Genomic DNA, 18,932 nt, shown 5'->3' with positions numbered 1-18,932 from the left:
CGCTGACGGCGAAACGCTGACGGCAAGACGCTGACGGTCACTGGAGCCGGATGAGCCGTTCGATGACGGACGGCTCGTCCAGGTTCTGGCCCAGCTGGAGGGGGACGCTCGACGCGCCCGTCTTCACGGCCGCCACCCGCTCGCCCTGCCCCGCCGTATGGGGCGGATCCCCGTCGACGCTGAGCTGAACGGTCAGCCCGGGCCAGCCCACCACGGTCACCGCGGACGCGGCGGTCAGCGGCGTGCGGCCGCCGAGCCCGTCGTCCACCTGCGCCACGCGCGCGCCCTGCGGCGCCAGCGTGACCGCCGTGACGGCGTTCTGCGCCGCCGCGACCAGATCCCGGCCCACCTGGAGCGCGCCCATCGCGCTCGGCGACTGCTGCCCCATCACGGCGCCGAGGAACAGCGTGCTGACCCCGCCGACGTTCTTGCGCGCGGCGAACACGTAGTTGCCGCCCGCCGCGTCGGTGTAGCCCGTCTTGCCGCCGAGGACGCCGTACTGGCCGAGCAGGATGTTGCCGCCGGGCCGCGTCTGGCCGGGCCCGTCCGGCACGTACGCCCGCTTGCTCACGATCTCGACGAACGCCGGCACCTTCATCGCGGCCTGCAGCAGCTTCAGCTGGTCGGCCGCCGTGCTCACGGTCGTGGACGCGTAGCCGCTCGGGTCGGTGTAGGTCGTGCTCGTCATCCCGAGCGCCTTGGCGGCGTCGTTCATCTTCTGGACGAACAGCTTCGGGTCGCCCGAATCCCAGCGCGCCAGCTCGTGCGCGACGTCGTTCGCCGAGATGACCATCAGCGCTTCGAGCGCCTTGCGCTCGGTCAGCCGCATCCCCGCCGTCACCCCCAGCAGCGACTCCCCGCGCTGCTTGCGGGCGGGGATCTGCGCCGCCGCCTCAGGGGACACCGTGTACACCGGTCCCGCCTGGCCGGTGGCGAGCGGGTGCTCCTTGAGGAACACGTACGCCGTCATCACCTTGGCGACGCTCGCCGTCGGCGTCGGGACCGTCCCGCCGGAGGAGCCCATCATGCCGAGCCCCTCCACGTACAACGCCGACTGCCCCTGCACCGGCCAGGGGAGCGCGGGCGCCGCGCCGGGGAACGTGTGGCTCGTCGTCGGGATCGTGAGCCGTACGGCCGGGTCCGGCAGGGGGCGCAGCAGCTGCCCGGTCACCGCGCCCGCCAGCACGAGCAGCACGACGATCGCGGAGATCAGCCCGCGGCGCCGCTTCTTGCCGCCCTTGGCCTCGGCGGCCGCCGCTTCGTAGACGGCCCCGAAGTCGCGCTCCTGCGCGTACTGCGGTTGCTGCGTCTCCTGCGCGTACTGCTGCTGCTGAGGTTGGCGGGCGTACTGCGTTTCACGCGCGTACGGCGCTTCTTGTGCATACGGCGCCTCTTGGACGTATGGCGCCTCTCGGGCATATTGCGCTTCTTGCTTGTACTGCGCCTCTTGCCCGTACTGCGATTCCTGCGTGTATTGCGTTTCTCTCGGGTACTGCGCTTCCCGCGGGAACTGCTGCTGCGGAGGCGGCGCGTAGCCCTGATGCGAACCGTGCTGCGGCTGCGGCTGTTGCGGAGGCTGGGGCTGCGGGGGCGTGAACGGCTGCTGCGGCGCGTACCGCTGCTGCTGCGGCCGCGGCGGCTGGGGAGGCTCCTGAACGGCCGGCAGGTCCAGCGAGGTGAACGCCGCGGGAGGCGTCGGGTCCTCGACCGGCTCCGGCTCGGGTTCCGGTGCGGGCTCGGGTTCCGGCTCCGGGCGGACCTCGCCCTCGGGTTCCTCGGGCTCCTCGGGCTCCTCGCGCGGGGCCTCGGGCTCTTCCTTCGCCGGTTCCGCCGGTTCCGCCGGTTCCTCCGGCTCGGGCTCCTGCTCGGCCTCCGGCTTGTACGCGGTGGTGTCGATCTCCGGGACGGTCTCCGCGTACGCCTTCAGCGCGGGCTTCGGATCGATCTCGGGAACGGTCGCGGACGAGGACGGCGCCGGGGACGGGGACGGCGCCGGCATCGTGATCGTCCACTGCCCGGACGGGTCGAGCTTCGGCGGCTCGGCGCGCGCGGGTACCTCCGGCTCTACGGAATCCCCGGAGTCCCCCGACCCCCCGGACTCCCCAGGCTCCTCGGACTTCTCGAAAACGTCCCGGGACTCGTCGGCTCCGTCTGCTTCCCCGGCCTTCTCGGCTTCCTGAGGGACGTCCTCGGCGGAGTTCTCCCGGACTTCTTGCTCCCGGGACTCGTCCTCCTCCGCGCCGCCGGCGTCCTCACCGGTCCCCTCGGCGCCCGCGGCTTCAGCGGACTCTTCGGCCTCGCGCGCCTTTTCGGCCTCGGCCTTTTCCGCGTCCGGAGACTTCTCGGGCGGCGGCACGGCGGCGAATTCGGCGGTATCGGAACGGGACGTTTCGCCCGTACCGGTCGTGGCCTCTTCAGGATCCTGCGGGGGCGCTGAATCCTGCACGGCGCGACCTCCTCGGCTCGTGATCACGGGCGGGCGGGAGCGGTCTCGCCGGCGTCTCCCCGTACACCATTCAAGGATGGGAAGTTTAGCCGGAAAGTTCGTGCGGCCAGGCATTGACGATCTTCATTGGGCCCTCGCCCGGCGCGGTGAGTGACGCCCGCGCTGTCGGGTAGGGCGGGTGTGTCCCAGGGGTGAGGGACGAGCCGAACCGTGAGGAGCAGTGATGGCCACCAAGATCCGCGACATCATGACGGGTTCACCGACCTCGGTGTCCCCGGAGCTGGACATCGTCACCGTCGCGCGGGCGATGCGCGACGAGGACATCGGCGCCGTGCTGGTCGCCGACGACGACGAGCTGTACGGGCTGGTGACGGACCGCGACCTGGTCGTCCGCGGGCTGGCCGCGGGCGGCGACCCCACCGATGCCAAGGTCGGCGGGCTGTGCAGCGACGTCACCGCCACCGTCGGCCCGGACGACTCGCTCGACACGGCCGCCGAGCGCATGCGGGAACGTTCCGTACGGCGGCTTCCCGTCATCGAGAACGGGAAGCCGGTCGGGATCGTCTCGCTGGGCGACCTGGCGATCGAGAAGGACAGCGGGTCGGCGCTCGCGGACATCAGCGCCGCCAAGGGCAACGCCTGACGCCCGCCTAGAGGGGGAGCGCCGCCAGCAGGCGCTCCATCTCCTCCTCGGTGTTGTAGTAGTGCACCGAGGCGCGGACCGCAGAGCGGGTGGCGGCGGGATCGAACCGCTGGTCGTCCACGTGGGTCGAGCTGACGTTGACGCCGCGCTCGCGCAGCGCGAGCTTCAGTTCGGCCGAGTCATGGCCGTCCACGAGGAACGTCACGATTCCCGACCGCCGTTCGCCGCGGTCCAGCACCTTGATGCCGGGACGTGCCGCCAGCTCCTCCCGGAGGCGCGCGGCCAGCCCGGTCACCCGGCGCTCGATGGCGTCCATGCCCAGCTCCACCGCGAGATCGGCCGCGACACCGAGGCCGATCTGGCCCGCGACGTAGCGTTCCCACGTCTCGAAGCGCCGCGCGTCGCCGCGGATCTCGTACGCGCCGGGCGCCGTCCATTTCGCCGAGTGCAGGTCGAGGAACGGCGGTTCGAGCGCCCGCAGCAGCGACCGCCGCACGTACAGGAAACCCGTCCCGCGCGGCCCGCGCAGGAACTTGCGGCCGGTCGCCGACAGCATGTCGCAGCCCAGCTCGGCGACGTCCAGGCGCAGCTGGCCGGCGGACTGGCAGGCGTCCAGCAGGAACAGCGCGCCCGCCGCCCGGCACAGCCGCCCCACCTCGGCGGCCGGGTTGACCAGGCCGTTGTGCGTCGGGACGTGGTTGATCGACACCAGCCGGACGCCGCCCCCGGCCAGCTCCGCCTCCAGGGCCTCCAGCGAGATCTGCCCGTGCGCGTCGTCGGGGACGACCTCGACCCGCACGCCGCGCCGCGCGGCGATCTGCAGGTAGGGGATGGCGTTGCTGGCGTACTCGCTGGTGGTGGTGAGGATCCGGTCGCCCGGCTCGAACGGGATCGAGTAGAAGGCCATGTCCCACGCGCGCGTCGCGTTCTCCACGTAGGCGATCTCGTCGCGTTCCGCGCCGATGAGCGCGGCGACAGCGTCGTAGAAGCGTTCCAGCCCGGGGGCGGCGCGGTCGGCGGCCTCGTACCCGCCGATCTCGGCCTCCAGCCGCAGGTGGTCGGACACGGCGTCGATCACCTGCCGGGGAGGGAGTGCGGCGCCCGCGTTGTTGAGGTGGGTCACCCGGGCGCATCCGGGGGTCTGTTCGCGCAGCTCATCGATGTTCATCGGGAATGTCGTACCCGCGTGCGACGCTGAGCGCAACGCGAGAGTTGACCTCAACCATTCTTGAGGTTCCATCATCGTCTCGTACGGCCGCCGACCGGCGGGGGCTCGAGGAAAGCGGGAGACCGATGGACATGGAAGTCACGGCGTGGATGTCGCTGCACCACGCCATGAACGCTCAAGACAGCAGGCCGTTCTCGAAGGCCACCCTGAAGCGCATCGCCCGCTTCGCCCGTCCGCACCGCCGGCTGCTCACCTGCTTCCTGATCGCCAGCGTCGTGATGGCCGTCCTGGCGGTCGCGACCCCCGTCCTCGCCGGCCGCGTCGTGGACGCGATCGTCGGCGGCTCGGAGACCTCCACCGTCGTGTGGCTCGCCGTGCTGATCGCGGGCCTGGCGCTCGCGGAGGGCGTGCTCGGCCTGGCCAACCGCTGGCTGTCGGCCAGCATCGGCGAGGGGCTGATCCTCGACCTGCGCACCTCCGTGTTCGACCACGTCCAGCGGATGCCGGTCGCGTTCTTCACCCGGACCCGCACGGGCGCCCTCGTCAGCCGGCTCAACAACGACGTGATCGGCGCGCAGCGGGCGTTCAGCGACACCCTCTCCGGCGTCGTCAGCAACCTGGTGACCGTCCTGCTCACGTTCGCCGTGATGGTGCAGATCTCCTGGCAGATCACCCTCCTCGCGCTGCTGCTGCTCCCGGTCTTCGTGCTGCCGGCCCGCCGGATGGGCTCCCGCCTCGCCCGCCTGGAGCGCGAGGCCGCCCGCCACGACGCCGCCATGAGCACCCAGATGACCGAGCGCTTCTCGGCGCCGGGCGCCACCCTGGTCAAGCTGTTCGGACGGCCCCACCGCGAGTCCGCCGAGTTCGCCGCCCGCGCCCGCCGCGTCCGCGACATCGGCGTCCGCACCGCGATGGTCCAGCACGTCTTCATCACCGCGCTCACGATGGTCTCCGCGCTGGCGCTCGCCCTCGTCTACGGGCTGGGCGGCTTCTTCTCCCTGCGCGGCCAGCTCGACGCGGGCGCGGTCGTCGCCCTCGCGCTGCTGCTCACCCGGCTGTACGCCCCGCTGACGGCCCTCGCCAGCTCCCGCGTCGAGGTGATGAGCGCCCTGGTCAGCTTCGAGCGCGTCTTCGAGGTCCTGGACCTCAAGCCGCTGGTCGCCGAGCCCGCCGACCCGCGCCCGATGCCCGACGGCCCCGCCTCGGTCGAGTTCGACGGCGTCACCTTCGCCTACCCGTCCGCCGACAAGGTCTCGCTGGCCAGCCTCGAAGAGGTCGCGACCCTCGACACCCGCGGCGGCGTCGACGTCCTGCACGACGTCTCGTTCCGCGCCGAACCCGGCCAGATGATCGCCCTGGTCGGCTCCTCGGGCGCCGGCAAGTCCACCATCGCCCAGCTGCTGCCCCGCCTCTACGACCCCGACGCCGGCACCGTCCGCCTGGGCGGCGTCGACGTCCGCGACCTCGACTTCGCCACGATCCGCGCGACGCTCGGCATGGTCACGCAGGACGGCCACCTGTTCCACGAGTCCATCCGCGACAACCTCCTGCTGGCCCGCCCCGAGGCGTCCGAAGAGGACCTGTGGGACGTCCTGGAGCGCGCCCGCCTCAAGGACCTCATCGCCGGCCTCCCCGACGGGCTCGACACGATCGTCGGCGAGCGCGGGTACCGGCTGTCCGGCGGCGAGCGCCAGCGCCTCACCATCGCCCGGCTGCTGCTGGCCCGGCCCCGCGTCGTCATCCTCGACGAGGCCACCGCCCACCTGGACTCCACGTCCGAGGCCGCCGTCCAGGAGGCCCTCACCGAGGCGCTGGACGGCCGCACCGCGGTGGTGATCGCCCACCGGCTCTCCACCGTCCGCGCCGCCGACCAGATCCTGGTCGTCGAGGAGGGCCGCATCGTCGAGCGGGGCACCCACGAGGCGCTCCTGGAGGCCGGCGGCCGCTACGCCGACCTCTACCGCACCCAGTTCGACCACCAGGAGGCCAAGGCCCTGGCCTGACACGCCGCCCCTTGCTGCCCTCGCTGCCCTCGCTGCTCCCTCCGGGCCGGGCCCGGCCCGCCGCCTCTCGCCGTCAACTTCCGCCGCCCCCTCCGGCCGGCCCCGCCCTGATGCGGGACCGGCCGGAGGGGGCACGCTTTTCCAGTGGGAACGAACGGCACGCTGAGTTACCGATTCATCACCCGGCAATCGTTCTCGCGCGAGGCGGTGAGGCTTTATCCGTGCCGGGTCACTAATTGCTTACCGGCCATTGCGGCGGCCGTCCCGTCCGGTCGCTCCAGGCACGGTATGTGACTGATTCATCACGGTGGCGCTTCTGCCGGCGTCCGGATTCTCGATCGGGGCTGCGTTTTGTTTTGTCCGGCCTTGTGGGGGTAATCCGCGCAGGACCCCAGGCGGACGGCGAGGTGAAGCGCAGATGAAATTCCGGACAGGCGTGGCGGTCGGAGCCGCCGGTTATCTGGCCGGACTCTGGGCGCGGGCGTCCCTGCGCCGGCTGCGGCCGGGGCGGCGGCTGGTGGCGTACTACGAGCGCAGGCTGGACCGCGCCGTCCGCGGGCTCACCGCCAAGGCCGAGCGGGGCGGCCCGCTCGTCAAGGCGGCCCTGGCCGGGATGCGGGCGCTGAGCGAGGGCAAGAGCCCCGTGCGGGCCCTGCTGAGCGCGGGCTGGACGGCGCTGAAGGAGACCCTCGCGGGCATCTTCGGCGGCGGCCGGAAAGCGCGGGTCACCACCATCGTGGAGCAGATCGACATCGGCGCGCCGCGCCGGCTGGTGTACGACCAGTGGACGCTCTTCCAGGACTTTCCGACCTTCATGAAAAAGGTCGTCAGCGTGGACCAGACCGCGGACGAGAAGCTGAACTGGAAGGCCAAGGTCTTCTGGTCCGGCCGCCGCTGGGAGGCCACGATCGTCGATCAGGTGCCGGACGACCACATCACCTGGCGCGCCGGCGGGCGCATCGACGGAACGGTCACCTTCCACGCCATCGCCCGCGATCTCACCCGCGTGCTCCTGGTGATCGAGTACCGGCCGCGCGGGCTCTTCGAGCGCGTCGGCAATCTCTGGCGGGCGCAGGGCCGCCGCGTCCGGCTCGAACTCAAGCATTTCCGTCGCCACGTGATGACGCGTTCGATCGTCCGCCCCGAGGAAGTGGCGGGGTGGCGTGGCGAGATCCACGACGGCGAAGTCGTCGAGCCCCAGAAAAGCGAGAGGAAGCGCGCGCTCGCGCGCTGACGAACGGAGGAACTCAATGAAGCGCGGAAACCTGGCCTCCCGGCTCCCCGCCGGGCAGCTCGCCAAACGGCTGCCGATCGGCGGCCGGAAGAAGTCGTCGCCCCTGAGCAGGCTGCCGATCGGCGGCGGTGGCAAGAGCCGGCTCCCCAGCGTCCCCGGCGGCCGTACCGCCGGCACCGCGGGCGGGCTGCTGCTCGGCGCCGGTGCCGCCGTGGCCGCGGGACGCGCGGTGCAGCGCCTCAACGGCCGCCGTGCCGAGGACGGCGCGGACCGTCCCGACGAGGCCGGCGCCGAGAGCGGGGACGAGCGGCGCCCCGCCGAGAGCGACGAGAACGCCGGGTCGTCCGGCGAGGACGGCGGCGGCGAGCAGGAGAAGAAGGGCCTGTTCGCCCGCGTCAAGGAGACCTTCGGCAAGAAGGGCGGCGGCGGTGGCGGCGCCAAGAAGGTCAAGGTGACCAACATCGAGGAGCACATCGACATCGGCGCGTCCCGCCGGCTGGTGTACGACCAGTGGACGCGGTTCCAGGACTATCCCGCGTTCATGAAGAAGGTCGTCAGCGTCGACCAGGCCTCCGACGAGAAGCTGAACTGGAAGGCCAAGATCTTCTGGTCCAGCCGCACGTGGGAGTCCACGATCATCGAGCAGGTCCCGGACCGGCACATCGTGTGGCGCTCCAAGGGCCCCAAGGGCCATGTCGACGGCACGGTCAGCTTCCACAAGATCGCGCCCAACCTGACCCGCGTCCTGCTCGTCCTGGAGTACCACCCGCAGGGCCTGTTCGAGCGGACCGGCAACCTGTGGCGGGCGCAGGGCCGCCGCGTCCGGCTGGAGCTCAAGCACTTCCGCCGGTACGTGATGACGCAGTCGCTGCTGCGCCCCGACGAGGTCGAGGGCTGGCGCGGCGAGATCCACGACAGCGAGGTCGTCAAGACGCACGAGGACGCCGTCGCCGAGGAGGAGAAGGCCGCCAAGCAGGAGGAGAAGGAGGGGCAGCCGGAGAAGGAGTCCGCCGACGCCTGACGCCCGGCGCGCGATCCGGCGCGAACTGGCGTGGTCCGGCGCGGTCAGGATTCGAGGCCGGTGAGCAGCCGGGCGACGTCGAGTCCGCTCTCCAGGTAGTCCACGAACAGCGGGTTGTTCAGCGCCCACCTGGAGCGCCGGTACCTGATCAGGAAGACCGCGTCCGCGACCGGATAGCCCATCCCGATCAGCGCCTGCGCCGTGACGAGGCCCGACCGGTTGTAGCCGGAATGGCAGCGCGCGAGCACCGTCCGGCCGTCCCGCACGGCCTCGACGGCGATGTCCGCGAGCCGGCAGACCGCCGCGATCTGGTCGGGGTCGAGCGGCCCGTCCGGCATCGGCGCGCAGTGGTGCTCGACGTGGGCGTCAGGACCGTGCCCGTCGCGCCGGTAGAGGCTCAGGACGACGTCGAACTCGTCCCGGACGATCGCCGGGGTGCCGCCGGCGTGGACGTGCCCACCCATCCAGAGCCCGGGGACGATCTCGTTCCACGGTTCCGGCGCGTCCGGTGCCCGCCCGCTCTTCCTGACGCGCATCCGGCGCCCTCCGATCACCGACGTGCCTTCACGGTACGCAGCCGGGGCCGCCCGGCGTCCGGCGCCGCCCGGCCTGGCCGTACATGGCCACCACGGCGCTCAAGCCCGCACGCCCGGGCCCGGGCGCTGGGCGCCGGGGAGAGGGACGGGCCGGGGCTCGGGGTCAGGTCGTGTCGCCGTCCAGGTAGACCCAGGCGCCCTCGTGGCGGACGAAGCGGCTGACCTCGTGCAGCTCGCCCTCGGAGTGGTGGGCGCGGAACTCGACCGTGCCCTTGGTGTGGAAGGGGCTGCCCTCCGCCGTGTTCAGGATCTCCAGGCGTTCCCAGCGGAGTCCGGCGGGGAACTCGATCGTCCGCGGCCGCGTCCCGGGGTGCCAGCTCTTCAGCAGGTACGCGGCGTCCCGGACGGTGAAGGCGCTGAACCGGGAGCGCATCAGCTCCTCGGCCGTCCTGGCCTGGGCCTGGCCGCGGTGCAGCCGCCCGCAGCAGTCGCGGTACGGCGCGGACGATCCGCAGGGGCAGGTGGCGGGGCGCTTGGGCATCCCCTCATTGTGGCGGCCCGGCCGGAGTAACGCGCGATCATCAGGGCAGGAGCCGGGACGTGAGCACCGTTGCGCTGGTCGTGATCGACATGCTGAACCCGTACGAGCACGCGGACGCCGACGCGCTCGGAAACAGCGTCGAGAAGATCGTCGAGCCGCTGCGGGACCTGATCTACCGGGCCCGCGAGCGCGAGGACGTCCACCTGCTGTACGTCAACGACAACTACGGCGACTTCTCGGCGACGTCCGACGAGCTGGTCGGCAACGCGCTGCGCGGCCGCCGGCCCGACCTGGTGGAGCCGATCCGCCCGCCGGCCGGCTGCCCGTTCCTGTCCAAGGTGAGGCACAGCGTCTTCTACGGCACCGCGCTGGAGTACCTGCTGGTCCGCGAGGGCGTGAACACGCTCATCCTCACCGGCCAGGTGACCGAGCAGTGCGTGCTCTACAGCGCGCTGGACGCGTACGTCCGGCATTTCCAGATCAGGATCCCGCGCGACGCGGTGGCCCACATCGATCCGGAGCTGGGCGCGGCGGCGCTGCGGATGATGGAGCGCAACATGCGGGCGGAGATCGTCGACGCCGCCGACTGCCTGGACTGACGCGACGGTGTTTCGAGAGTTCTCACGGGAGGGATGCGGATGGCCGGCGCCGAGGTCGTCGTGATGGGGCAGGTGGCGCGCGATCTCGTCCTGGTCGTGGACGAGATGCCCGGAACCGGGGAGTCCGCCCCGGTGCGGGAGCGGCGCGAGATGCTGGGCGGCAAGGGCGCGAACCAGGCGGTCGGGCTGGCCCAGCTCGGGGCGCGGGTGGCGCTGCTCGGCGCGGTCGGCGACGACGCGGCCGGCGCCGGTCTCATCGGGCAGGCGGCCGCCGACGGGATCGACACCGCGCCGGTGGTGCGCCGGGCGGGCACCGGCAGCGCGCTGATCGTCGACATCGTGGACCGCTCCGCGCGCTGGCGCTACCTGGAGGACGTCCCGGACGCGACGCTGGTGACCGAGGGCGATGTCGAGGCGGCGCGCGCCGGCCTGGAACGGGCGCGGTTCGTGCTCCTCCAGCTCCAGCAGCCGCCGGGTGCCGTCCTGCGCGCGGCACGGCTGGCGCGGGACGCCGGCGCCGGGATCGTGCTGGACGGCGTGCCCCAGGCGGACGATGCCGACTCGGCCGAACTGCTGGCCGCGGCGGACGTGCTGCGCGCCGACTCCCGGGAGGCCGGGCTGCTGGCCGGCGCGCCCGTCGACACACCGGAGACAGCGTCCCGGCTCGGCCGCGACCTGCTGCGCCGCGGCCCCTCGCTGGTCGCGCTGGCCGTCGCCGACGCAGGCAACATGTTCATCTGGCCGGACGGTGAGCTCTTCCTGCCCCTGGAGGACGTGCCGGTCGCCGACACCACCGGCGCCGGGGACGCGCTGGTGGCGGCGCTCACGGCCGCCCTGCTGCACGGCGCGTCACCGCCGGACGCGGCCCGCCACGCCGTCGCCGCGGCCGGAGCCACCGCCGCTCACCCCGGCGGGCGCCCCGCGCTGAGGAGCTGAACGTCCGCGCGCCGGGCGAGGAACTCCGCGGCGAAGTCCGGATCCATCGGCCCGGGCATCGGCTGGACGGGCCGGACCCGCGCCAGCTCCCGGTGCATCCGCGCGAACGACGCGAAGTCGCGGGGGTAGGCCCGCGGATCGACCCCGGTGAACTCGCCGGCCGTCCTTGCCCGCGCGAGCACCTCCCGCCAGGCGGGAATCCCCGCCTGCCCCGGCGCCGCGACGCCGTTCGACATGAGCGTGAGCCGGATCTCGTCGAACGGCTCGGTCCCGTCGAGGTGGTCGAGCAGTCTCCGGCGCGCGGGCTCGGTGTTGAACGACGTCCAGTAAGGAACGGAGCCGGTGCGCAGCGTCCACCACGGTTCGAGCAGCACGAAACAGGACGCGAAGAGGCGGTCGGCCGGAATCCCGCGCCGCCGGTACCAATCGCGGAAAAGGCCGGCCACGGCCGGGCTGAGGTCGTCCGGTTCCGGATAGCACAGCCGTACGGTCGGGCGGCCAAGACCGAGGACGTCGTGCATGTGGTGCAGGACCAGGTCGGGGTTCGCGGCGAGGAGCGCCTCCCCGGCCGCGCGCGACAGCCGCAGCCCTTCGCGCGGCTCGTCGGGGTGGCCGCCGTGCCGCCGTACCGGGACGAGCACGGTCTGCGGCAGCCACGGCGCCCCGAGGGCCGCCGCGAGATGGACGAGCGCGCCGTTCGCCGAACCCAGGAAGACGACCGGATAGCGGCGGCGCGGGTAATGGCCGGCGATCCATTCCGCGAGCGCGTCGGAACGGATGTCGCCGGCCTTCCCGGCGGCCACGGCCTCCGACCATCCCGACACCGCGTACGCCTTCTCGCCGACCGCCCGGGGCAGCCGGTCCTCGCGCCCGCGCAGGACGAGAACGGGCACGGGAACGTCGCGCACCACGTCCTCCAGCCGGTCCGCCAGATGGGCCCGGACGATGTGCAGCAGCCGGCGCGGCCCCGCCCGCACCCATTCCGGCCGGTGCGAGCGGCCCAGCTCATCGGGCTCTCGCCGGGCGTCCAGCCGCCAGCGGAGCAGCAGCCGGGGGATGGAGCGCGCGACCGGGTCCACGGTGGGGCTGGCGAGCACCAGCGCGACCGTCCCGTCCGGCCGCAGCGCGGCGGCGTGCGCGGCGATCTGCGTACCGCTGCTGTGCCCCGCCACGACGACCCGGCCGAGGCCGGCCGCGTCCAGCCAGGCGGCCACGGAGCGGCCGTACTGCGCGATGTCGAGCTCGTGCGGGGGATCGCCGCTGCCGGCCAGGCCGGGCAGGTCCACGAGGTGCGCGCGGGTCCAGCCGCCGAGCCGGGCGAGGGCGGGGACTAGGTAGTCCGAGACGGCCATGCCCTGGACCAGGACGATCTCCGGGACGCCGGGCACCCGGCGTCCCACGGCCCGGGCGCGCATCCGGGCATGGGGGAGGTTCCGGTAGGTCACCTCGATCCTGTCGGGTGCCTCCGGATGGGCGATGTCCATGCCGGCCCCATGCCCGCATGAACCGAGCGAAGTCCGGTCCAGGCCATTCGCCGTCGCCCTTGTGGCGCGATCTCCACTGCCGGGATAATCCCGGTATGCGGCCCGACTCCACGGGCGGATCCGGCGGGTACGGAGCTGAAGGCGCCGGGAGGCGGGGAATGCGGCTTTTCATGGCGGTGGTCCTGCTGGCGGGACTCGCGGCGGGCTGCGGCGGGACCCGTTCCGAGTCGATCCTCGACAAGGACACCCTGGTCGTGGGCGTGCGGCCGGACCTGCCGTCGCTCGGCCTCCGCCGCCCGGACGGGACGTTCGAGGGCTTCGACATCGACGTCGCCCGCTATGTCGCCCGCCGCCTCGGGAGCGACGTCCGGTTCATCCCGGTCCTGGCGGCCGATCGCATCCCGTCCCTGACCTCGAAGCGCGCCGACCTCGTCCTGGCCACGCTCTCGGTCACGCCCGACCGCAAGACGAAGATCGCCTTCGCCGGGCCGTACTACACCTCGTACCAGGACGTCATGGTGCGTGCCGGGGATCCCCGGGTCAAGGCCGTCCGCGACCTGAAGGACCGGCGGTTCTGCGCGGTGGAGGGCGCCGACCCGACCAAGCGGCTGCTCGCGCTGCACGGGATGTCCGCCCGGCTCGTCCCGGCCAAGGACTACGACGCCTGCATGACGATGATCAAGGCGAGGGCGGTCGACGCGATCACCACCAACGACGTGATCCTGGCCGGCCTGATCAAGCGCGACGGGGGCGGCGCCCGCCTGCTGAACGTCAAGCTCAGCGAGCAGAACACCGGGATCGGCATCCGGCACGGCGACCCGGACGGCTGCGTGGCCCTCAACCAGGCCATCACCCGCATGTACCAGGACGGAACCGCCCGGAAGCTGGTCGCGAAGTGGTTCGGCGGCACCGGCCTGGACGTGGCGATGACCGAAGTGCCCCAGTTCGAGGGCTGCGACTGACCAGACTTGCCATTGACAAGATAGCGTCCCGTCCCGCAATCTAGACAGCGTCAAGAACAGATTCGAACGGGGGGACCGACATGGCGCGCCAGAACACCGCCCGGCGGCTGTGGCAGCTGCTGGAGCCCGTACACGCCACGCTCTACTACGCGCCCGAGGTGGCCGCCGAGGCCGCCGCGCTCGGCTACGACACCGGCGAGCGCTGGCCCGCCTACTTCCCCTACCGCGCCGCGCCCCTCGGCCCGGCGAGCCCGCAACTGGTGAACGCGCTGTTCTACAGCTTCAACCCGCGGATGGTGGAGCGCTACACGGCCCCCGCCTGGCGTACCGCCACGCCCGAGCAGGTGCTGAAGACCCGTACCGCCGGAATGGACCGCGCGCTCCGCCGGCTCCTCGGCGACCGCACCGGCTCGCCCGAACTGCGCGAGGCCGCCGTCCTCGCCCGCCGCGCCGCCGAGGCGGCCGACACGGCCGGCCGCCCGATGGCCGCCGCGAACGCCGCGCTGCCCTGGCCCGCCGAACCCCACCTGATCCTGTGGCACGCCGCGACGATCCTGCGCGAGCACCGCGGCGACGGCCACATCGCCGCGCTCCAGGCCCACGGCATCGGCCCCGCCGAGTCCCTCGTCACGCACGCGGCCATGGGCGCCGCCCCCGAAGAGGTCTTCGGCAGCAGGCAGTGGCCCGCCGAGGAGTGGGCCGCCGCCCGGCACCGCCTCGCCGCCCGCGGCCTGCTGAACGCCGACGGCACCGCCACCGCCGAGGGGCGCCGCCTCCGTACCGCCGTCGAGCACCGCACCGACGACCTGGCCACCGCCCCCTGGGACGCGCTCACCCCGGCCGAGACCGACCGCCTGGCCGACCTCCTGATGCCTCCCGTCCTCGACATCGTCGGCACCGGCCTCCTGCCCATGCAGAGCACCCTGGGGATCGGCATGGAGTACGACGCGTAAAACTCGGCGCGAAAATGCCCGCCCGGCCGGCCGGGAACGTACCGTGTGCCTAACGTCCGCCTCGGCCTCGACTCCACCTCACCCGGCAGCGGCCGCGGTTGCCAAGAAGCCCGGCTCACCTATCATGTCGGCTTCGGCCCTCCGCCAAAGCCGACGACATTGTCCTCCGCCCGTCGACGCACCACCCTGACGTGCGCGGGCATCTTCCGTGCCCACCGCTCCCGACATGATGACGTTGGAGCCACACGTGATCAGAGAAGAGACCAAGCCCCCGGCATCACTCGACGAGATCAAGGGCTGGTTCCCGAAGGTCGACCAGCTGCTGTTCACCTGGTTCCTGGAACGCCAGGAACGCCTCGGCCAGCACGGCGACCTCGTGGAACTCGGTTCCTACCTGGGCAAGAGCGCCGTCCTCATGGGACGCCACCTGCGTGCCGGCGAGACCTTCACCGTCTGCGACCTCTTCGACTCCGAAGCCCCCGACGACTCCAACCAGGCCGAGATGAAGGGGTCGTACTCCACCCTGACCCGCCGGGCCTTCGAAGCGAACTACACCGCCTTCCACGACCGGCTGCCAGAGATCGTCCAAGGGCCCACCTCGCAGATCCTGGAGCACGTCGACCCGGACAGCTGCCGTTTCGTCCACGTGGACGCGTCCCACCTCTATGAGCACGTGCACGCCGACATCGACGCCTCCCACGTGATGCTCCCCGCCGACGGCGTCGTCGTCTGCGACGACTACCGTTCCGAACACACCCCCGGCGTCTCGGCCGCGGTCTGGGAGGCGGTCGCCGTCGACGGGCTGCGCCCCATCTGCGTCACCACCCAGAAGCTGTACGGCGTCTGGGGCGACATGGAACCCGTACAGAACGACCTGCTCGAATGGCTGGCCGGCCGCGAGGACATCTGGCACGAGGTGCAGCAGGTCGCCGGCCGCCCCCTCGTACGCGTCAAGCAGAAGTCCGGAAAGAAGGACGAGGTCGCCAAGCTGAAGGACCGCCTCGCCCGCACGGAACGCAAGCTGGCCGACACGCGAAACGAACTCCGCGCCGTCCGCGACTCCGTGAGCTTCCGAGTGGGCCGCTCCGTGACCGCCCTCCCCAGATCGATGCGCCGCCGCGGCGAATGACCCGGCCCCCGTGCGCCGTGAACCGGCGCACGCGGGCTTCGCTTATGACTCCAAACAGCTGAGCTTCCCCGGCGCGTGGCCTCCCACCGGAGGCTTCTCTTAGCGCTCTGAGAGCGAGAGGCTATGTGGTGCTGAGGCTGTGGCGCAGGAAGTGGCGGAAGCGTCGGAAGGGCGGCGCCACGTACCCGTGGCGAGCGGTCGGCGGAGTCGGAGGCCCCCGCCGGAGGCGCTATTCGCTGGGGGCTGCTGGCAGGGCAGGACTTAAGCCAAGGGAGACCGGGGGAGGGTGGGGTCACGGGATTCTTCCTCTCCGGGACGTATCCGGGAGAGATTCCGTACCCACCCTCCTTTGAGCCGCGGACCCATATGGGTGCTCTGACCGGTCTCCGCTGCGAGACCAGGCTAATTGTCGGGACTGCGGCGGTGCGACCCCGTGGCCGGGGGGCGGTGCGTAAGCTACCGCGATCGCTGCCTATATTCCGGGAACGGCGGCAAACGGGGGCTTCCGGTGGCACACGGTTGCCTACATGCGAAACCCCGGTGACCGGCGTCGTGCCTGGTCAACCGGGGTTTTGGCTGATCATCTTGAGGTGCCCCCTGCAGGATTCGAACCTGCGCACACGGCTCCGGAGGCCGTTGCTCTATCCCCTGAGCTAAGGGGGCGTGCGCCCTGCGGCGCGAGAAGAAGGTTACCAGGGTTGGGGAGTCCGCGCGCACCTGGACGGTTCGCCGTGCGTTGGGGTGTGGAGTCGACTAACTTCGAGGCCGTGACCGAGCCACTGGGACGCGTGCTGGTCGTCGATGACGATGAGGTGATCAGGCAGCTCATCGCGGTGAACCTGCAGCTCGAGGGGTTCGAGGTGTCGACCGCGGTGGATGGTCAGGACTGCCTGGAGCGGGTGCGGGAGGTACGGCCCGATGTGATCACGCTGGACGTGATGATGCCGCGGCTGGACGGGTGGGTGACCGCGATGCGGTTGCGGGAGGACGAGGACACCCGGCACGTGAAGGTCGTCATGATCACGGCGCGAGCGCAGGAGCACGATGTCCGGAGGGGGCATGAGATCGGTGTCGACGCGTACGTGACCAAGCCGTTCGACCCGAACCAGCTGATCCAGACCGTCCGGAAGCTGGCGGCCGCGTCCACATAGTGGTCGGATAGTCTCACCAGGGTGACTCCAGCCGAGGTGAGCGCCGTTGTCGCGGGCGCGGTGCGGGACGCCGGGAAGAGCGTGCCCGACGTGGCGCTCCGGTGTCTGGGGCCTGGGGTTTACGGGAGTCCGGCGGCGCTCCGGGCCGGGGTGGACGCCGGCGTGCTGGGGCGGATGGTCGAGGGTGCGCCGGGGATCTCGCGGGTTGAGACGGAGCGGGGATTCCTGAAGGTGTACGTGGCGGCGCCCTGGGAGCTCGTCGAGGACGTGCTGGCCGAGGGGGAGCGGTACGGGGCCGCGGAGGTCGCGGAGCGCGCGGCGTGGCCGGACCGGCCGCGGACGTTCGAGAATCCGGGGTTCCGGGTGCGGTTCGCGCACGCGCGGATGGCCGCGGTGCGGCGGCGGGCCCGGGACCTGGGCGTACGGGGCGGGCCGCCGGCCGGGCTGGAATGTCGGGAAGAGCTGGCACTGTTGGGTCTGTTGGGTGAATTGCCGGGGTGGGCGCGGAGCGGGGTGCTGACCGGGTTCCTGGAGCGCCTCGCCGATGGAGTCCATGACTTCTACGAGCGCTGCCCCGCCTTGCCCGAAGGTCAGGAAAAACCCGGGGCGGTGCATGCGGCGCGCGTCACATTGGCGGCGGCCGCGCGCATCGCCTTGAGCAATGGCCTGACAATGATCGGTGAGACCCCTAGAGAGCGACTATGAGCCGAGTACACCCCGCCGGGCAGCGTCACGCGGACGTGCTGCCCGAAGAGCACCCGATGCCTCCGGCCGAGGACCTGAACGCGCTGGATCCGCTGATCTGGCCCCGCGGCGCCAAGAGGGACGACGGGGTCATGACCATCGGCGGCGTCGACGTCAGGGAGCTGGCGGAACGGTACGGGACGCCGCTGTACATCTACGACGAGGAGGACGTGCGCGCGCGGGCCAGGGAGTACGCGGCCGCGTTCCATGACGGCGACGTCCACTACGCGGGCAAGGCCTTCCTGTGCACGGCGGTGGCGCGCTGGGTCAAGGAGGAGGGGCTCGGGCTCGACGTGTGCAGCGGGGGTGAGCTGGCCGTCGCGATGGCGGCGGACTTCCCGCCCGAGCGCATCACGATGCACGGGAGCAACAAGTCGGTCGCGGAGCTGGAGCGCGGGCTCGACGCGGGCGTCGGGCGGATCGTGCTGGACTCGTTCGAGGAGATCGCGCGGCTCGGTTACCTGGCGCGGCGGAAGGGCGTCCGGGCCAAGGTCATGATCCGGGTCACGACCGGGGTCGAGGCGCACACGCACGAGTTCATCGCGACGGCTCACGACGACCAGAAGTTCGGTTTCTCGCGCAGTTCCGGGGCGGCGCTGGAGGCCGTCCGGCGGGTGCTGGATCTGGAGCAGCTGGAGCTGGTCGGGCTGCATTCGCATATCGGGTCGCAGATTTTCGAGACCGACGGGTTCGAGGTCGCGGCGCACCGGCTCGCTGAGCTTCTCGTCGCCATTCGCGAAGAGCACGGCGTGGAGCTTCCCGAGCTGGACCTGGGCGGCGGCTACGGCATCGCCTATGTCGACGGTGACGAGCCGCACGACCCCAAGAGCCTCGCGGACGGCCTGCGGACGATCGTGGCCAGGGAGTGCCGGGCGTACGGCCTCCAGATGCCGAAGCTGACCGTGGAGCCGGGCCGGGCGATCGTGGGGCCGGGCGGCGTCACGGTCTACGAGGTCGGCACGGTCAAGAACGTCGAGGGGCTGCGGACGTACGTCTCGGTCGACGGCGGCATGAGCGACAATCTGCGCACGTCGCTGTACGGCGCGGACTACACCAGCGTGCTGGCGAGCCGGTCGTCGGACGCGGGTCCCATGCTCAGCAGGCTTGTCGGAAAGCACTGCGAAAGCGGAGATATCGTCGTGCGTGACCTGTGGTTGCCCGAAGATCTTACGGCGGGCGACCTGGTGGCGGTGGCGGCGACCGGTGCGTACTGTCGTTCGATGGCCAGTAACTACAACCACGTGCCCAAGCCCGCCGTGGTCGCGATCCGGGACGGCGTGCCGCGGGTCATCGTGCGCCGGGAGAGCGACGCGGATCTGTTGCGGCTCGATGCGGAGGTCGAGGAAGCGTGAAACCCGGGGTCGGTCCCGAACGGGGCCCGC

The 18,932-nt window shown here is 71.8% G+C and carries 17 protein-coding genes and 1 tRNA gene; 12 read left to right on the top strand and 6 right to left on the bottom strand.

Annotated elements, in window-relative coordinates; all coding sequences use genetic code 11:
* Positions 1–37 precede the first annotated feature (37 nt).
* Positions 38–2,446: a D-alanyl-D-alanine carboxypeptidase family protein gene (locus ACA361_RS03735; protein ID WP_375010352.1), complete on the bottom strand. Its 2,409-nt coding sequence runs from the start codon at positions 2,444–2,446 to the stop codon at positions 38–40.
* A gap of 223 nt (positions 2,447–2,669) precedes the next feature.
* Here ACA361_RS03735 and ACA361_RS03730 point away from each other — a divergent pair, with 223 nt between their 5' ends.
* Positions 2,670–3,089 (top strand): CBS domain-containing protein, encoded by a 420-nt coding sequence (locus ACA361_RS03730; RefSeq protein WP_375010351.1) that lies wholly within the window; start codon positions 2,670–2,672, stop codon positions 3,087–3,089.
* Positions 3,090–3,096: 7 nt separating this feature from the next.
* On the opposite strand, the gene ACA361_RS03725 is transcribed toward ACA361_RS03730, so the two are convergent.
* The gene (locus tag ACA361_RS03725; protein WP_375010350.1) at positions 3,097–4,257 is read right to left on the bottom strand and encodes an aminotransferase class V-fold PLP-dependent enzyme; all 1,161 of its coding nucleotides are present in this window, start codon (positions 4,255–4,257) and stop codon (positions 3,097–3,099) included.
* A 125-nt stretch (positions 4,258–4,382) separates the two neighbouring features.
* On the opposite strand from ACA361_RS03725, the gene ACA361_RS03720 reads away from it, so the two are divergent.
* From ACA361_RS03720 to ACA361_RS03710, 3 genes are all read left to right on the top strand, one after another.
* Complete coding sequence (locus ACA361_RS03720) at positions 4,383–6,260, top strand: ABC transporter ATP-binding protein (RefSeq protein WP_375010349.1); 1,878 nt, start codon at positions 4,383–4,385, stop codon at positions 6,258–6,260.
* Positions 6,261–6,678: 418 nt separating this feature from the next.
* Positions 6,679–7,494 (top strand): SRPBCC family protein, encoded by an 816-nt coding sequence (locus ACA361_RS03715; protein WP_375010348.1) that lies wholly within the window; start codon positions 6,679–6,681, stop codon positions 7,492–7,494.
* Positions 7,495–7,510: 16 nt separating this feature from the next.
* The gene (locus tag ACA361_RS03710; RefSeq protein WP_375010347.1) at positions 7,511–8,515 is read left to right on the top strand and encodes an SRPBCC family protein; all 1,005 of its coding nucleotides are present in this window, start codon (positions 7,511–7,513) and stop codon (positions 8,513–8,515) included.
* A gap of 44 nt (positions 8,516–8,559) precedes the next feature.
* Here ACA361_RS03710 and ACA361_RS03705 read toward each other — a convergent pair whose 3' ends face one another.
* Positions 8,560–9,051, bottom strand: a complete 492-nt coding sequence (locus tag ACA361_RS03705; RefSeq protein WP_375010346.1) for a hypothetical protein — start codon at positions 9,049–9,051, stop codon at positions 8,560–8,562.
* 163 nt (positions 9,052–9,214) lie between these two features.
* A complete protein-coding gene (locus ACA361_RS03700; RefSeq protein ID WP_375010345.1) occupies positions 9,215–9,592 on the bottom strand; it encodes a YchJ family protein in 378 nt (125 codons plus the stop codon).
* A 59-nt stretch (positions 9,593–9,651) separates the two neighbouring features.
* On the opposite strand from ACA361_RS03700, the gene ACA361_RS03695 reads away from it, so the two are divergent.
* Together ACA361_RS03695 and ACA361_RS03690 are read left to right on the top strand one after the other, a co-directional pair.
* Positions 9,652–10,191: a cysteine hydrolase family protein gene (locus ACA361_RS03695; RefSeq protein ID WP_375010344.1), complete on the top strand. Its 540-nt coding sequence runs from the start codon at positions 9,652–9,654 to the stop codon at positions 10,189–10,191.
* Positions 10,192–10,230: 39 nt separating this feature from the next.
* Positions 10,231–11,127 (top strand): PfkB family carbohydrate kinase, encoded by an 897-nt coding sequence (locus ACA361_RS03690; protein WP_375010343.1) that lies wholly within the window; start codon positions 10,231–10,233, stop codon positions 11,125–11,127.
* Here the strand turns inward: ACA361_RS03690 and ACA361_RS03685 are convergent.
* Positions 11,094–12,611: an alpha/beta fold hydrolase gene (locus tag ACA361_RS03685; protein ID WP_375010342.1), complete on the bottom strand. Its 1,518-nt coding sequence runs from the start codon at positions 12,609–12,611 to the stop codon at positions 11,094–11,096. The two genes, ACA361_RS03690 and ACA361_RS03685, sit on opposite strands and share 34 nt — an antisense overlap.
* 158 nt (positions 12,612–12,769) lie before the next feature.
* Here ACA361_RS03685 and ACA361_RS03680 point away from each other — a divergent pair, with 158 nt between their 5' ends.
* The 3 genes from ACA361_RS03680 (at position 12,770) to ACA361_RS03670 (ending at position 15,655) form a co-directional block, all read left to right on the top strand.
* On the top strand, positions 12,770–13,573 hold the full coding sequence (locus ACA361_RS03680; RefSeq protein WP_375010341.1) for a transporter substrate-binding domain-containing protein: 804 nt from the start codon (positions 12,770–12,772) through the stop codon (positions 13,571–13,573).
* Positions 13,574–13,653: 80 nt separating this feature from the next.
* Positions 13,654–14,526 carry a hypothetical protein gene (locus tag ACA361_RS03675; protein ID WP_375010340.1) on the top strand — a complete coding sequence of 291 codons (873 nt, stop codon included), beginning with the start codon at positions 13,654–13,656 and terminating at the stop codon, positions 14,524–14,526.
* A 247-nt stretch (positions 14,527–14,773) separates the two neighbouring features.
* Positions 14,774–15,655 (top strand): class I SAM-dependent methyltransferase, encoded by an 882-nt coding sequence (locus ACA361_RS03670; protein ID WP_375010339.1) that lies wholly within the window; start codon positions 14,774–14,776, stop codon positions 15,653–15,655.
* Between the two features lie 591 nt (positions 15,656–16,246).
* Here ACA361_RS03670 and ACA361_RS03665 read toward each other — a convergent pair.
* A tRNA-Arg gene (locus ACA361_RS03665) sits at positions 16,247–16,318 on the bottom strand.
* A gap of 125 nt (positions 16,319–16,443) precedes the next feature.
* On the opposite strand from ACA361_RS03665, the gene ACA361_RS03660 reads away from it, so the two are divergent.
* From ACA361_RS03660 to lysA, 3 genes are read left to right on the top strand one after another with little or no spacing between them, the layout of a single operon-like run.
* Positions 16,444–16,806 (top strand): response regulator, encoded by a 363-nt coding sequence (locus tag ACA361_RS03660; protein ID WP_366622401.1) that lies wholly within the window; start codon positions 16,444–16,446, stop codon positions 16,804–16,806.
* Positions 16,807–16,827: 21 nt separating this feature from the next.
* Complete coding sequence (locus ACA361_RS03655; protein WP_375010338.1) at positions 16,828–17,511, top strand: DALR anticodon-binding domain-containing protein; 684 nt, start codon at positions 16,828–16,830, stop codon at positions 17,509–17,511.
* Positions 17,508–18,902: a diaminopimelate decarboxylase gene (gene lysA / locus ACA361_RS03650; RefSeq protein WP_375010337.1), complete on the top strand. Its 1,395-nt coding sequence runs from the start codon at positions 17,508–17,510 to the stop codon at positions 18,900–18,902. Before ACA361_RS03655 ends, lysA begins: the two co-directional genes overlap by 4 nt.
* Positions 18,903–18,932: the final 30 nt, after the last annotated feature.

Source organism: Actinomadura sp. 21ATH (assembly GCF_041951345.1).
Classification (GTDB): domain Bacteria; phylum Actinomycetota; class Actinomycetes; order Streptosporangiales; family Streptosporangiaceae; genus Spirillospora.
The sequence above is the reverse complement of the archived record's forward strand: the minus strand, read 5'-3'. Positions and strand labels throughout refer to the sequence as shown.